This is a genomic window from Leucobacter sp. MMO-125, from assembly GCF_037148395.1.
In the GTDB taxonomy this organism is placed as follows: Bacteria; Actinomycetota; Actinomycetes; order Actinomycetales; family Microbacteriaceae; genus Leucobacter.
In genome coordinates this window covers 671,491-685,584 of record NZ_JBBCTL010000001.1, presented here as the reverse complement: position 1 = coordinate 685,584, position 14,094 = coordinate 671,491, and the positions used below count along the sequence as shown (strand labels likewise).

12 protein-coding genes are annotated in these 14,094 nt (G+C 67.6%); 6 read left to right on the top strand and 6 right to left on the bottom strand.

The features are described 5' to 3' along the window. Positions 1–185 precede the first annotated feature (185 nt). Positions 186–728, top strand: a complete 543-nt coding sequence (locus WFI54_RS03095; RefSeq protein WP_336651325.1) for a hypothetical protein — start codon at positions 186–188, stop codon at positions 726–728. A gap of 138 nt (positions 729–866) precedes the next feature. On the opposite strand, the gene dapD is transcribed toward WFI54_RS03095, so the two are convergent. Next, positions 867–1,823, bottom strand: coding sequence for a 2,3,4,5-tetrahydropyridine-2,6-dicarboxylate N-succinyltransferase (gene dapD / locus WFI54_RS03090; protein ID WP_336651324.1), 957 nt, complete (start codon positions 1,821–1,823; stop codon positions 867–869). Between the two features lie 30 nt (positions 1,824–1,853). On the opposite strand from dapD, the gene dapE reads away from it, so the two are divergent. After that, positions 1,854–2,975, top strand: coding sequence for a succinyl-diaminopimelate desuccinylase (gene dapE, locus WFI54_RS03085; RefSeq protein ID WP_336651323.1), 1,122 nt, complete (start codon positions 1,854–1,856; stop codon positions 2,973–2,975). 77 nt (positions 2,976–3,052) lie between these two features. Beyond that, a complete protein-coding gene (locus WFI54_RS03080; RefSeq protein ID WP_223044349.1) occupies positions 3,053–3,223 on the top strand; it encodes a DUF3117 domain-containing protein in 171 nt (56 codons plus the stop codon). 133 nt (positions 3,224–3,356) lie between these two features. Here WFI54_RS03080 and WFI54_RS03075 read toward each other — a convergent pair whose 3' ends face one another. Then, complete coding sequence (locus WFI54_RS03075; protein WP_336651322.1) at positions 3,357–3,989, bottom strand: O-methyltransferase; 633 nt, start codon at positions 3,987–3,989, stop codon at positions 3,357–3,359. Positions 3,990–4,082: 93 nt separating this feature from the next. Between WFI54_RS03075 and WFI54_RS03070 the strand changes: the two genes are divergently transcribed. Together WFI54_RS03070 and WFI54_RS03065 are read left to right on the top strand one after the other, a co-directional pair. Beyond that, on the top strand, positions 4,083–4,469 hold the full coding sequence (locus WFI54_RS03070) for a twin-arginine translocase TatA/TatE family subunit (RefSeq protein ID WP_336651321.1): 387 nt from the start codon (positions 4,083–4,085) through the stop codon (positions 4,467–4,469). Beyond that, entirely contained in the window at positions 4,466–6,271 is a 1,806-nt protein-coding gene (locus WFI54_RS03065) for a putative bifunctional diguanylate cyclase/phosphodiesterase (RefSeq protein ID WP_336651320.1), read from the top strand. The genes WFI54_RS03070 and WFI54_RS03065 overlap by 4 nt, the downstream gene beginning before the upstream one ends. Positions 6,272–6,387: 116 nt before the next feature. On the opposite strand, the gene WFI54_RS03060 is transcribed toward WFI54_RS03065, so the two are convergent. Genes WFI54_RS03060 through WFI54_RS03050 form a run of 3 tightly spaced genes read right to left on the bottom strand, consistent with a single transcriptional unit; the run spans position 6,388 to position 9,372 of the window. Further along, positions 6,388–7,539 (bottom strand): Mrp/NBP35 family ATP-binding protein, encoded by a 1,152-nt coding sequence (locus tag WFI54_RS03060; RefSeq protein ID WP_336651319.1) that lies wholly within the window; start codon positions 7,537–7,539, stop codon positions 6,388–6,390. Further along, on the bottom strand, positions 7,523–8,107 hold the full coding sequence (locus WFI54_RS03055; protein WP_336651318.1) for a DUF1003 domain-containing protein: 585 nt from the start codon (positions 8,105–8,107) through the stop codon (positions 7,523–7,525). Before WFI54_RS03055 ends, WFI54_RS03060 begins: the two co-directional genes overlap by 17 nt. Continuing rightward, positions 8,104–9,372: a magnesium transporter MgtE N-terminal domain-containing protein gene (locus tag WFI54_RS03050; RefSeq protein WP_336651317.1), complete on the bottom strand. Its 1,269-nt coding sequence runs from the start codon at positions 9,370–9,372 to the stop codon at positions 8,104–8,106. The genes WFI54_RS03055 and WFI54_RS03050 overlap by 4 nt, the downstream gene beginning before the upstream one ends. Positions 9,373–9,420: 48 nt before the next feature. Between WFI54_RS03050 and WFI54_RS03045 the strand changes: the two genes are divergently transcribed. Beyond that, positions 9,421–9,921 carry a general stress protein gene (locus WFI54_RS03045; RefSeq protein WP_336651316.1) on the top strand — a complete coding sequence of 167 codons (501 nt, stop codon included), beginning with the start codon at positions 9,421–9,423 and terminating at the stop codon, positions 9,919–9,921. 53 nt (positions 9,922–9,974) lie between these two features. Here WFI54_RS03045 and hrpA read toward each other — a convergent pair whose 3' ends face one another. Further along, positions 9,975–14,021 (bottom strand): ATP-dependent RNA helicase HrpA, encoded by a 4,047-nt coding sequence (hrpA, locus tag WFI54_RS03040; RefSeq protein WP_336651315.1) that lies wholly within the window; start codon positions 14,019–14,021, stop codon positions 9,975–9,977. Positions 14,022–14,094 lie beyond the last annotated feature (73 nt).

Here is a 14,094-nt window from a genome sequence, read left to right as displayed (position 1 = left end):
GTACATCGAGGTCACTCGTATGGCCGTTAGTCGGTGCGCATAACGACCACACGGGTGACCTCGGTGAGGGGCGGTGTTCGAGTGTGCGCTGAGGCGACGAGCTGTCTGAGGTGTGGATCCGCACCCCACTTCGCGACACGATACGATCTCAGCAGACTGATTGGAAGTTGAGGAGAATTGCGAATATGAGTGACAGCGAGGGATTCCGCGCCAGTGAGCGCCGCGGCTGGAAGAAGCCTGGCTCGAAGGGATCATCGGCGCGGAACGGGGCGACTCGGAGCGGCATGCAGCGCCCGATGCTCGTGCTCATCTCGCTGGGCGTGGTGCTGGTGCTCGGTCTCGGCACGCTCGTCGCCGTGCAGTTCGCGCAGCTGCAGCAGCTGCGCGACCCCGCAGCCGCAGAGGCCGCGCAGTCGGAGAGCGCGAAGCAGGTCGTGCAGCGCGCGGGAAAGCTCATGCTGCTGCCCGACGAAGAGGCCACCATCGCCACCGTCGAAGACGCGAAGTCGCTCGCCTCGCAGGCCTTCTTCGCGAAGACGAAGAAGGGAGACAAGGTGCTGATCTTCCCCGAGGCCGAACTCGCCGTGATCTACCGCCCCGCTGCCGACGTGATCGTCAACGCGGGCCCGCTCGTGCTCAACGCCGCAGAGCTCGCCCAGACCCAGGCCGGAACCCCCGCCGAAGAGATTCCCACCGAGGCCCCCGCCGAAGAAACCCCCGCCGAGTAGCATCCCGCCCTCTGCGAATCGAGTCGGCCCCTGTGTATCGAGTCGGCCCAGGATTCACGCGAATTCTGGGCCGACTCGATACGGGGAGGCCGACTCGACGGGCGCACGACGGGTCAGTGGGCCGCCGGGCGCGGCGAGCTACGCGTGCAGCTCGGAATTGAGTTCGATGCCGGCGCCCTCGCGCGGCAGCGCCTCGACACCGCCGCTGCGCGAGTTGCGGCGGAACAGCAGCTGCGGCAGCCCCGACAGCTCAACGGCCTTCACCTCGACAGGCTCGCCGCCCGACTGCGCCGTACCCTTGGGCAGCATCACCTTGGTGCCGGCCGTCACATACAGACCCGCCTCGACAACGCTGTCATCGCCCAGTGAGATGCCGATGCCCGAGTTCGCGCCAAGCAGCGCCCGCTCGCCGATCGTGATCCGCTGAGTGCCGCCGCCCGAGAGCGTGCCCATGATCGAAGCACCGCCCCCGATATCGGAACCGTCGCCCACGACCACGCCCTGCGAGATGCGCCCCTCAACCATCGACGCACCCAGCGTGCCCGCGTTGAAATTCACGAAGCCCTCGTGCATCACGGTGGTGCCAGGGGCGAGGTGCGCGCCGAGGCGCACCCGCGACGCATCGGCAATGCGCACACCCTCAGGCACCACGTAGTCGGTGAGGCGGGGGAACTTGTCGAGCCCCACAGCGGTGATGCCCGCGCGCTTCAGCTGCGGCAGGCGGGCGGCGTAGACCTCGGGCAGCATCGGGCCGGCAGTGGTCCACGCCACGTTCGGCAGCTTGCCGAAGATGCCGTCGAGGTTGATGCTGTTGGGGCGCACGAGGCAGTGGGAGAGCAGGTGCAGACGCAGGTAGGCATCCTCCGTGAAGGCCGGGGCCGCATCAAGATCGATCTCCACGTTCACGGGGCGCAGGTCCACACCGCGCAGCTCATCGGAGCCCGCGAGCTCCTCCAGCTCGGCGGGGGCGATCCAACGATCGCGATCCGCCGGCCGCTTGCCCAGCGTGGGCGAAGGGAACCAAGCGTCAAGAACCGTGCCGTCGGCAGCGGTGGTGGCGATACCGGCGGACCATGCAAAGCGGGAGTCAGTCATGAGATCTAGGCTACCGTTAGGCTGGGTCGGGTGAATGCCGATCCGCTCCCCGCCTCCGCTGCCCGCCTCGACCCGGCCCTCGGCGCCGTCGAACTCACCCGCCAGCTGTGCGATATCCCCTCGGTATCGGGCGACGAACGGCTCATCGCCGATGCCATCGAGAACATGCTGCGCGAGCGCGCCCCCCATCTGCAGATCACCCGAGACGGGGACACCATCGTTGCGCGCACCGAGCTGGGCCGCGAGCGTCGTGTCGCAATCGCCGGCCACCTCGACACGGTGCCCATCAACAACAACCTGCCCGTGCGCGACGAGACCGACCCCGCGACGGGGGAGACGATGATCTGGGGCCGCGGCACCGTCGACATGAAAGCCGGCGTCGCCGTGCAGCTCGCCCTCGCCGTCGAGCTCACCGAGCCCGCCGTCGACCTCACCTGGATCTGGTACGACCACGAGGAGGTCGCGTCGGAGCTGAGCGGCCTTGGGCGAGCCATGCGCAACCACCCCCAGCTCTTCGACGCCGACTTCGCGATCCTCGGCGAGCCCTCCAACGGCACCATCGAGGGCGGCTGCAACGGCACACTCCGCGCACGGGTCACGACGCACGGCAAGCGCGCCCACTCCGCGCGCAGCTGGATGGGCGTGAACGCGATTCAGCGGGCCGGTGCTCTGCTCGACAAGCTCGCGCGGTTCGAGGCCGAGCGCATCGTCGTCGACGGCCTCGAATACCGCGAAGGTCTCAACGCGGTGCGCATCGAGGGCGGCGTTGCCGGCAACGTGATCCCCGATCGCTGCAGCTTCGAGGTGAACTACCGCTTCGCCCCCAGCCGCTCCACCGAAGAGGCCGCGCAGCTGGTGCGCGACTTCTTCGCCGATGCAGACGAGGTTGAGATCGTCGACCTTGCGCCCGGCGCCAGGCCCGGCCTCGACGCGCCGCTCGCGCAGCGCTTCGTCGCTGCCGTCGGCGTCGAGCCCACAGCGAAGTTCGGGTGGACCGATGTGGCCCGCTTCTCGGCCCTCGGCATCCCCGCCGTCAACTTCGGCCCCGGCGACGCGCTGCTCGCGCACGCCGACGACGAGCGGGTGCCGGTGAGTCAGATCGAGTTCACCGAGCGGGCGCTGCGCGCCTGGTTGCAGACCGCAGAAGCGTAATCCAACGTCCGCGGGTTGGCCCTTGTCTGGGGTGGCCCGATAAACTGGACATCAACCATAACTTTCGAGGAGGCGTCATGGCTGCAATGAAACCGAGGACTGGGGACGGACCCATGGAGGCGGTTCGTGAGAGTCGGCTGATCGTCGTGCGCGTGCCGCTTGAAGGCGGCGGCCGTCTCGTGGTGTCGGTCAACGATCAGGAAGCCACTGAGCTGCGCGACGTGCTGTCGGCAGTGCTCGACGGCTAGACACTGAGGCGCAGAAGCTAGAGCAAGAGCCCCGGGAATCTTAGGATTCCCGGGGCTCTTCGCTGTCTACCGCAGCTGCGCCGACGCGGCCTCGCGATGACGTCACAGGTGTGAAACGCCGAATACCGCGCCGTCAGCCGTCGAGACGTACGAGCGTGAGCACGCCGTCGCCAGCGGGGGAGAGCATCGGTGCGATGGCGGGCGACTCGGCAACGAGGGCGAGCAGGTCGCGGCAGGCGACAGTTGCCTCGTCGCGGGCCGCCGGGTCGGGCACGCGGCCGTGGGCGAAAACTCCCGGCACTACGATGCAGCCGCCGGGCCGTACGATGCCGAGGGCGTGTTCGAAGTGTTCGAGCAGCGCCTGTGGCTCGGCATCGAGCAGCACCAGGTCATAAGCGCCGAGGTTCAGACGGGGCATGACGTGTCGGGCATCGCCCTCGATCAGGCGCAGTCGCGAGGAGGGCACTCCTGCCTCTGCGAACACGGTGCGCGCTTCGCGCAGGTGCTCCGGCTCGATTTCGATCGAGGTGAGGGTAGCGTCTGCGGTGTAGCGCAGTAGTGCGAGCCCGCTCACCCCCACGCCGGTGCCGACCTCGCAGATGGCGTGAGCGCGGGTGAGTGCGGTCAGCGCAGAGAGATGTGCGGCGGTGGATCGGCTGACGGGCTCGATGCCGAGTTCGAGCGAGAGGCGGCGTGCGCGCACGATCGCATCGGTCTCGCCGGGGTATTGCTCGGCATACTGCCAGTTGCGTTCGAGTTTGCTCACGTTCTCCTCCGGTGTGCTGCGGCATCCTCGCGCCGATGTGTTCTAGCGTATCGCGACGTCGCCCGGAGCTTCCGAGAGGTACGATAGTTCTCGATGGGGCTCACGATAGACAAAATTCTGGTGATCATGGTGATCGCCTTGTTTGTGCTGGGTCCCGACCGGTTGCCGGTCTATGCCAAGAAGCTCGGAGAGTTCGTGCGCGGGGCAAAGCGCATGGCCGACGGCGCCAAGGAGCGTCTGCGCGACGAAATGGGGCCGGAGTTCGATGAGGTCGACTGGAAACAGCTCGACCCGAGGCAGTACGATCCGCGTCGCATCATCCGTGACGCGCTCGTTGAAGATGAACGTGAGGCGCGTGCTGCTGCGCGCCGTACGCGGGTTGCTGAGGCGGCCCAGAACCGGCGGGCGGTCTCGGGAACCGCTGATGCCGCAGCAGATGCACCACCAGGGGGGCTCCACTATGACGAGGAGGCCACGTGAGCGCATCGGGCGCCGCCCCGAAAGCTGCCGGCACCGAGCTGCGAGAGCAGTTCAGCGCTTCGGATAGCGAGTTCAGCGAGATCATCGCAGCCCTCAATAACTTCTCAATCGTCGCGGTCACCGATCGGCGAGGCATCATCTTGCATGTCAATGACCGCTTCTGCGAGATATCGAAGTATTCGAGGGATGAGCTGATCGGTCGCACCCACAGCATCATCAACTCCGGTCGCCATCCGCGTGAGTTCTTCAAAGAGATGTGGCGCGTCATCGGACGCGGCGAAGTCTGGAAGAACGAGATCTGCAATCGCGCGAAAGATGGCAGTGAGTACTGGGTCGACACCACCATCATTCCGCTGCTCGATGACGACGGTCGGCCGCAGCGCTATGTTGCGATCCGCACCGAGGAGACGCAGCGCCATCTTGCCGAGGAGCAGGCGAATAGGCTCGCTTATTGGGACCGGGCGACGGGGCTGTCGAACCGGGCATCGATGCTGAGAGTGATCGATGGTGTGATGCTGCGGAAACCGGGGTGCGAGTTCAGTGGTTTTATCGCGGCAAGCGTTGACGACCTCTCTGTCGTCAACGACGCCTTCGGCTACGAGGTGGGGGACCGCCTGCTGCTCGATGCAGCGCAGAAGCTCACCGGTCTGGCCGGTGAGGGGCTGAGCGTCGCCAGGATCGGCTCGAACACCTTCGGCATTCTGCTGCCCCGTATCGGCAATGATCACTACCTTGCCGAGCAGCAGGCTGCGGAGGTGGTGCACCGGGTGCTTGCGCTGCTCAGCGGCCCTGTCGATCTCGGCTCGGGAGTGGTTGTCGATGCTTCTGCGAGTGTCGGCTATGTGCTCTGGGCCGCGCCGGGGGTGCGGCAGCACCGCCAGGCCGAAGAGAACGGCGACGCGGCAAGTGCCGACGGCTACATCGAGACTGCTGACCCCCACGAGGTGATCAAATGCGCTGACATCGCCAGGAAGCGGGCTCGCCGCGCCGGCGGGCAGCGGCGCCTGCGGCACTTCCGTCAGAGCATGCTCGATGAGGCGCAGCAGCGGGTGCATCTTGTTTCTCAGTTGCGACGTGGCATCGAGCAGCGCGAGCTGCGTCTTTTCGCGCAGCCGATTGTCGATCGTGACCGTCGTGTGATCGGCGAGGAGGGCTTGATCCGTTGGCTCAGCCCTGAGCGGGGGCTCGTGCCGCCCGGAGATTTCATCCCGCTCGCCGAGCAGACCGGCATCATCGTCGAGATCGGCGAGTGGGTGCTCGAAGAGGCCTGTCGCGTGCTCGCCGCCTGGAAGAGCGACCCCGAACGCAAGCACCTCACCTTCTCAGTGAACCTGAGCGAGCGGCAGCTGCGCGTCAAAGACTTCGCCGAGCGCGTGCGAGACATCATCACCCGTCACTGCATCACCCCCGGCAGCCTGAAGCTTGAGCTGACCGAGAGCGTGCTGCACACCGATCTCGACCGCACCATCAGGCTGCTGTCCTTGCTGCGGGCGGAGGGCGTGCTTTCCTCGCTCGACGATTTCGGCACCGGCTACTCCTCGCTGAGTTACCTGCGCCACCTGCCCGTGCAACAGATCAAGATCGATAGGTCGTTCGTGTCATCGGTTGGCGACGATGAGCAGTCGGCGGCTATCGCCCGCACCATTGTGCAGTTGGGGCGCACCTTCGAGTTGCAGGTCGTCGCCGAAGGCGTCGAAACGGAGGCACAGTTTCAGAAGCTGCGCGATCTCGGCGTAGACGCCTTCCAGGGCTTCCTGTTCGCGCGGCCGCGCCCCGTTGACGAGACCCTCACGGTGCGGTGATACGCAGAGTTGCCGATTTCCTGTGCGCGGTGAGGCGGATCGCTGTTGCGAACGGATGCGTGTAGCTCGCTGCCGATCATGGGGGGCGGATCGCGCCGCGCACGGCGCTGATCCGCTCAGCGCGGAGCGATCCCGAGCGACCTGCCTGCGAGCCCGCGGCCCTGTGCCGCGATGGTGCGCGCCACACGGATCACTGCCGCCGCCGCGGGGTCGCCGGGCATTGACAGCACCGCAGGTTCGCCACGGTCGCCGCCCTCACGAAATGCTGGGCTCAGGGGCACACTGCCGAGCAGCGGCACCTGGCCGTGCTCGTCGTCGCTGAGCCGATCCGCCACCAAACGCCCGCCGCCGCTGCCGAAAATCTCAACAACGCTGCCGTCAGGCTGCACCAGCCCAGCCATGTTCTCGACGACGCCGATGACGCGCTGCCCCGTTTGGCGCGCCACCAGCGCGCTGCGCACCGCCACATCGGCGGCGGCCTCCTGCGGCGTCGTCACCACGAGCACTTCGGCGTTCGGCAGCAGCTGGCCCACGCTGATCGCAATATCTCCGGTGCCGGGCGGCAGATCGAGCAGCAGCACATCGAGATCACCGAACCACACATCGCGCAAGAACTGTTCGATGGTGCGGTGCAACATCGGCCCGCGCCACGACACCGCCGTGGTGCGCGGATCCGCATCGCCCAAAAACATACCGATCGACACCGTCTTCACACCGTGCGCCACCGGCGGCAGAATCATGTCGTCGAGGCGCGTCGGCTGCTCGGTGCGCCCGTCGCGGCTGAGCCCCAGAATACCGGGGATCGAGAAGCCGAACACGTCAGCGTCAACGAGGCCCACCGACAGCCCCTCCTGCGCGAGCGCGACCGCGAGACCGGCGGTGAGCGACGACTTGCCCACCCCGCCCTTGCCGCTCGTGACCGCGATCACGCGCGTCAGCGAGTCCGGGCCGAACTGCTGCGGTCGTGCGCCGCGGTCGCCGCGCACCCGCTCCACGAAGGCGCGACGTTCAGCAGGCGACATCACGCCCACCTCGACAGTGGCGGAGGAAACCCCGGGCGCCGACTCAGCTGCCGCAAGCGTATCGGCCTCGATGCGGCGGGCAGCCGGGCAGCCGGCGATGGTGAGCAGAATCGACACCGTCGCCTGGCCGGCCTCATCAACCCGCACCTCGCGCACCATGCCGAGCTCGGTGATGGGCCGCATGATCTCGGGATCCCGCACCCCATCGAGCGCGGCGAGCACCGCAGCCTCAGCGGGTGTCGGCATCGCGATCCTCAGCGGTCTCGCCTGCAGCAGGCTGGGGGAGCGGTGCCTCGGGACCAGGATCGTTCTGCACCGAAGCCTCCTCGCGTTCAGCCTCCAACTCGGCAAGCAACGAGCGCAGCTCCGCACGGATGAAATCACGATCGGGCAGATCCTTCAACGCGATCCGCAGCGCCACCACCTCACGCGCCAGAAACTCGGTGTCGGCGAGATTACGCTCAGCGCGCTGCCGATCCTGCTCCATCTGCACGCGATCGCGGTCGTCTTGACGGTTCTGCGCGAGCAGGATCATCGGCGCAGCATACGACGCCTGCAACGACAGGATCAGCGTGAGCGCCGTGAAACCCAGAGCCGCCGAATCGAAACGCCAGCTCTCAGGGCCCCAGGTATTCCACGCCAACCACGCCACACAGATCAGCGAGAGAATCAGCAGGAACCACGGCGTACCCATACCGCGGGCGATGCTCTCGGTCCACCGCCCGAAACGCTCATTGCCCGACCCGCTCCTGCCGCTGCGCGTGCTGGCAGAGAGCGGAGCGTCGAGGCCCGGATCTCGCTTGAACAGGCTCATCGCCGTCCACCCTGCGGCTCATCGTCGGCGTGACGCCAGTCGTCTGGCAGCAGATGATCGAGCACATCGTCAACGGTCACCACACCCACCAGCCGGTGCTGCCCGTCAACCACGGGGATCGCCACCAGGTCGTAGCTCGCGATACGACGCGACACCTCAGCGGCGCTCGCATCGACCGTCACCGGTTCGATTTCGGTGTCGATCAGTGCCACCAGTCGCTCGTGCGGGGGAAAGCGCAGCATGCGCTGGAAATGTGCCATGCCGATGTACTCGCCCGTGGGCGTCTCATACGGGGGATGAGTGACGTACACCGCCGACGCCATCGCGGGCGGGATCTCGGCGCGGCGGATCATCGCCAAGCCCTCGGCGACGCTCGACTCACCGGAGAGCACGATCGGGGCCGGGCTCATGAGACCGCCGGCAGTGTCGGCATCGTATTCGAGAAGGCGGCGCACGTCCTCAGCCTCTTCGGGCTCCATCAGGTCGAGCAGCTCTTCGCCCTTCGCCGTGGGCAGCGCCGAGATGAGGTCGGCGGCGTCGTCGGGCTCCATGCGATCGAGCACGTCTGCGGTGCGATCGGGGGGCAACTGTGCGAGCAGCGCCAGCTGATCCTGCTCACTCATCTCTTCGAGCGCGTCGGCAACCCGCTCGTCTGCGAGCTCACCGATCACCTCGAGCATGCGAGGCTGCGGCAGCTCGAGTAGCGCCTCGGCGAGGTCGGCGGGCTTCAGATCGACCATGGTCTGAATGAGCAGCTCTGCTGACTGCGCCGACTCACTCGAACTCGGCAGCACCAGATCCGACCAGCGCACGATCCGCGAATCGCCGCGACTGAAGGGTGCCGCGGGTTTCGGCAGCCGCAGGAAGACCTCTGACACTACCCACTCGCCCGTGCGTGTGCGCTCAATCGCTGCATCCTCGATGCGCGCCGACAGTGGGGCGCCGCCAGGGCGATCCGCTGCGAGCTGCACGTCGCGGCCAATGATCTCCGCGATCATGCGCGTTTCGCCGCCGCGCTGCTCGAAGCGGCGCACATTGATGAGACCCGTCGTGATGACCTGGCCGGAACCAATCGAGGTGACCCTGCCGATCGGCACGAACACGCGCCGCTTACCGGGAATCTCGACGATTAAGCCCACCACGCGCGGGGTGCCCGCGGCGCGGAACACCACGAGCACGTCGCGCACTTTGCCGATCCTGTCGCCCACAGGATCGAACACTCCGCGCCCGGCGAGGCGCCCGACGAAGACCCGCATAGTACTCACACCCTCTAGCGTAGTGGTGGCGGGGCCTGCAGTGAGAGAATAGACGGTATGACTACTCCCGGCCCCCTCTCTTCCTCGCGCGCACCGCTGATGCCCGAGATCCCGCAGGGTGAGATCGTCTCCACCTACGACCGTTACGAAGACGCGAAGCACGCCGTCGACGTGCTCGCCCGCGCCAGCTTCCCCGTGCAGCGCATCAGCATCGTCGGCAATGATGTGCGCAGTGTCGAGCGCGTCACCGGTCGGCTCAGCTACGGGCGCGTCGCCCTCATGGGGGCGCTTTCGGGTGCCTACCTGGGTCTTTTCCTGGGGTTGCTGCTCTTCATCTTCCAGCCGGACAACGCTGCCATCTTCGGCGTGTTCATCTCGGCCGTGGTCATCGGTGCCGGTTTCGGCATGCTCTTCGGTGTGCTGTCGTACGCCATGAACCGTAACCGCCGCGACTTCTCCTCGGTGATGCAGATGGTCGCCACCCGCTACGACCTCATCACCGAGCCCGAGCTCGTGCATGAGGCCCGCCGCCTGCTCGTGGAGTCGGCGCAGCAGTAGCGGGCCGCGGACCGCCCGCCGCGGGCCGCGCGGGCGCGCGGGCGCGCCCGCCGCTACGCTTCCCGCAGGAGTTTCTGGATGCGCTGCAGGGAGACCGGTTCGGCGGTGCGCAGTTGCTGCGCGAAGAGGCTCACTCGCAGTTCTTCGATGAGCCAGCGCGCGCGCACGAGGTGTTCGGGGGCTGTTATCGGCAGTGGGATCGACCCGCCGGCCTGCTCGAACAGTGCGAGCGCGCGATCCACTTCGTTCTGCCAGGCTCGGTCGCGCCCCGCGTTCTCGGTGAGGCCGCGCATGCGCAGCTGCACGGCTTCGAGGTAGACGGGCAGGCGCGCCAGCTGGGTGAGGCCCGTGCGCGACACGAAACCGTCGCCGGCAGCAGCACCTCCAGCGCCCCCAGCGGCCCACACCAGTCGGTCCACCTGCGCTGCCGCATCGGCGACCTGGCCGAGCACCTGGATCGTCTTGGCGCCGTCGATGGCTTTGCGGGCGAGCCGCGCCCCGTCGATCACTCGCGCGGTGAGCGCGATCGCGCCGTAGATGTCGTCGATGAGGGAGCGCGCATAGTCGTTCGCGATTCGCTCGAATACGGCCTCAGACCACACCAGCCCGTCGGGGGCGTGGCGGCGGATCGCGCCGTCGGCGACTGCAAGCGAGACGTCGGCGATGGCGGCGTCGAGTGAGCGGTACGGGCCGGCGCCGAGCAGCAGCTTCTCCTGGTTAGAGAGGTGGTCGCGGATGTAGCTGGCGGGGGAGGGTGAGCTCAGCGCGATGAGTCGGCGGATCCCTCGCCGCGACAGGTGGGCCTGCTCGGTTTCGTCGGCGACGAGCACGAGGTCGACGCCGGTGCGCCTGTCGACGATGGCGGGGTAGGCGCGCACCACGCCGCCGCCCGATCCGCGGCCTTTCGCGTAGGCGGTGTCGACGTGGCGGGGCAGTTCGCCGAAGTCCCAGCTCGTTGAGCCGCGGCGTTCGAGGTCGCTTTTGGGCAGTGCCGCGGCAGCCACTTTCGCGACGCCCTGCGTTGCGCGATCCTTGTGCGCGGCCTGCAGCGCGGCGAGGTCTTTGCCTGCGCCGATGGTGCGCCCGCGGCCGTCGACCACGCGGAAAGTGGGTGTGAGGTGGGCGGGTAGCCGCGACGGGTCGAAGTCGCTGGGTGATACTGGCACGCTGGTGCGGCGGCGGATCTCATCGGCGAGCAACTGCAGCAGCGACGGCGCATGTCCGGCCCCGGTAGCCCCGCCGGCCTCGGCAAGTTTCGGTTCGACGGTTTCGAGGAGGCTGCGCGCCCAGTCGGCGGCGGGCACCACGTGTTTGCGGATCGCCTTCGGCAGGGTTTTGATGAGTGCGGTGACGAGTTCCTGCCGCAGCCCGGGCACGAGCTTTTCGAAGTCGCCGCGTTCGAGGCGGGGCAGCAGCGGCAGTGGCACGTTCACGGTGACACCGTCGTCGTCGGCGGTGGGGTCGAAGCGGTATTTCAAGCGCAGCGTCTGGTCGCCGTGGCGCCACTGGCGCGGAAACTCGCTCTCGTCGACGTCGGCGGACTCGCCCTCAATGAGGTCTTCACGGCGCATGGTGAGCAGCTTCGGCTGCGTGCGCTGCGCCTCCTTCCACCACCCTTCGAAGCTGCGGGTCGAGACGATATCGGCGGGAATGCGGGCGTCGTAGAAATCGTAGACAGCCTCTTCGTCGCTCACGAGGTCGCGGCGCCTGGTGCGCTCTTCGAGCTGTTCCAGTTCGCGCCGCAGCTGCCGGTTGGCGCGGTCGAAGGCCTGCGGCGAATCCCATTCGCCGTCGACGAGGGCGTGACGAATGAACAGCTCACGCGCGTGCTCCCTGTCGAAGCGGGCGAGCTGCACACGGCGGCGGTCTACGATGGGCACGCCGAAGAGGGTGACCCGCTCGTAGGCGACTGCGGCGCCCTGCTTCTTCTCCCAGTGCGGTTCGGAGACCTGCCGCTTGGCGAGCGGGCCTGCGAGCTCTTCAGCCCAGGCCGGGTCGACCACCGCGTTCGAGCGAGCGAAGAGCCGGGAGGTTTCGACGAGTTCGACGCTCATCACCACCTCTGGCGGCTTCTTGGCGAGCACTGATCCCGGGTACAGCACGAAGCGGGTGCCGCGCGATCCGAGATACTCCTGAGCGGGCTTGCGCTTGACGGCGCCAGCGACACCACGACCTCGCGCGGGCGCGCTGCGATCCTGCCGGTCGTCGCGCACGCCGAGCTGAGAGAGCAGACCGGCGAGGATCGCGCGGTGAATCGCTTCGCCGGAGACTGAGGCGGATCCGCCGCTGCTGTCAGCTGCGCCCTCAGCCGCGCCGGCGGCCTGTGATCGGGTGCGCGGTGCCCCGCCTTTCACGCCGGCGATGCGCGCGAGCTGCCTGTTGAGATCCATCCACTCGCGCACGCGCAGAAAGTTGAGGTATTCGGCCTTGCACAGCCGCCGGAACGCGCTCGATGACAGCTCGCGCTGCTGCTCCTGCAGGTAGTTCCAGAGGTTGAGCAGGGTCATGAGGTCGCCCTGCGGGTCGGCGAAGCGGGCGTGCATCTGATCGGCCTGCGCACGCTGCTCTTGCGGCCGTTCGCGCACGTCCTGGATCGTGAGGCCCGCCACGATCGCGAGCACCTGCGGCACCACCTCGTGCCGCCGCGCTTCGACGACCATCCGGGCGAAGCGTGGCTCGATGGGCAGACGGGCCAGCTCGCGGCCGATCTTCGTGATGCGGTGGGTGGCGGATCCGCCAGTCTTTCCGGCCCGGCCCCTGCCGCGAGCCTCGCGGGCTCCGCCGCGCCCGGCTGCTTCGACGGCGCCCAGCTCGGTGAGCAGGCCGAGCCCGTCGGCGATGCCGCGCTGGTCGGGCGGGGTGAGGAATGGGAACTTGGCGATGTCGCCGAGGTCGAGCGACAGCATCTGCAGAATCACTGAGGCGAGGCCGGTGCGACGGATCTCGGGCTCGGTGAAGGCGGGACGGCTCTCGAAGTCTTCTTCCGAGTAGAGGCGGATCGCGATGCCTGGGCTGGTGCGGCCGGAGCGGCCCGAACGCTGGTTGGCGCTCGCCTGTGAGACGGCTTCGATGGGGAGGCGCTGCACTTTGCTGCGCGCCGAGTAGCGGGAGATGCGTGCGGTGCCGGCGTCGATGACGTAGCGGATGCCGGGCACGGTGAGCGAGGTTTCGGCGACGTTCGTGGCGAGCACGATGCGGCGCGCTGCTGCGTGCGCCCCGCTCGGGCGCTCGAAGACGCGGTGCTGTTCGGCCGCGCTGAGCCTGCCGTACAAGGGCAGGATCTCGACGGGGTTCGCACGGTTCGCGCCGAGGCGTCCGCGCAGCGCGTCGGCGGCGTCGCGGATCTCGGCTTCGCCGCTCAGGAACACGAGCACATCGCCGCGATCTTCGCGGCCGAGCTCTTCGACGGCGTCGCCGATGGCGTCGAAGAGGTCGCGTTCGACGGTCACGACTTTCGGTGGGCCGTTCTTGGGATCGGGCCGCTCGATGTTCTCGATGAGTGGCCGGTACCTGATTTCGACGGGGTAGGTGCGGCCTGACACTTCGATGATGGGCGCAGGGCGCTTGGTTCGCGGGTCGGCGAAGTGCTTCGCGAACGATTCTGGGTCGATCGTGGCCGAGGTGATGATCACCTTCAGGTCGGGGCGGCGGGGGAGGAGGGTTTGCAGGTAGCCGAGCAGGAAGTCGATGTTCAGCGACCGCTCGTGTGCTTCGTCGATGATGATCGTGTCGTAGGCGCGCAGCTCGCGATCGCGGTGGATCGCGTTCAGCAGAATGCCGTCGGTCATGAGGCGGATCCGCGTATCCTCAGAAACCTTGTCGGTGAACCGCACCTGATAGCCGACGAGGCCGCCGAGTTCGGAGCCCAGCTCTTCGGCGATGCGCTCGGCGATCGTGCGGGCGGCGATACGGCGCGGCTGCGTGTGGGCGATGCGCTCGCGGCCGAGAGCGAGGGCGATCTTGGGCAGCTGGGTGGTTTTGCCCGAGCCCGTCTCGCCCGCCACGATGACCACTTGATTGTCGCGGATCGCCGTCTGGATCTCCTCGCGCATCTGCGAGACGGGGAGATCCGCTGGAAATTCGATGCGGGGCTGCGTCATGATCCCACCATTATCCCGTGTGGGAGCGTGCGTGCTCGCCTCAGTGTCAGAGGCGGGCCGTAGACTGAGCGCA

Excerpts from the sequence above, each read along its gene's own strand:
- WFI54_RS03095 (WP_336651325.1), top strand. The coding sequence starts at position 186 with ATGAGTGACAGCGAGGGATTCCGCGCCAGTGAGCGCCGCGGCTGGAAG.
- dapD (WP_336651324.1), bottom strand. The coding sequence starts at position 1,823 with ATGACTGACTCCCGCTTTGCATGGTCCGCCGGTATCGCCACCACCGCT.
- WFI54_RS03080 (WP_223044349.1), top strand. The coding sequence starts at position 3,053 with ATGGCTGCAATGAAACCGAGGACTGGGGACGGACCCATGGAGGCGGTT.
- WFI54_RS03070 (WP_336651321.1), top strand. The coding sequence starts at position 4,083 with ATGGGGCTCACGATAGACAAAATTCTGGTGATCATGGTGATCGCCTTG.
- WFI54_RS03060 (WP_336651319.1), bottom strand. The coding sequence starts at position 7,539 with ATGCCGACACCCGCTGAGGCTGCGGTGCTCGCCGCGCTCGATGGGGTG.
- WFI54_RS03055 (WP_336651318.1), bottom strand. The coding sequence starts at position 8,107 with ATGAGCCTGTTCAAGCGAGATCCGGGCCTCGACGCTCCGCTCTCTGCC.
- WFI54_RS03045 (WP_336651316.1), top strand. The coding sequence starts at position 9,421 with ATGACTACTCCCGGCCCCCTCTCTTCCTCGCGCGCACCGCTGATGCCC.
- hrpA (WP_336651315.1), bottom strand. The coding sequence starts at position 14,021 with ATGACGCAGCCCCGCATCGAATTTCCAGCGGATCTCCCCGTCTCGCAG.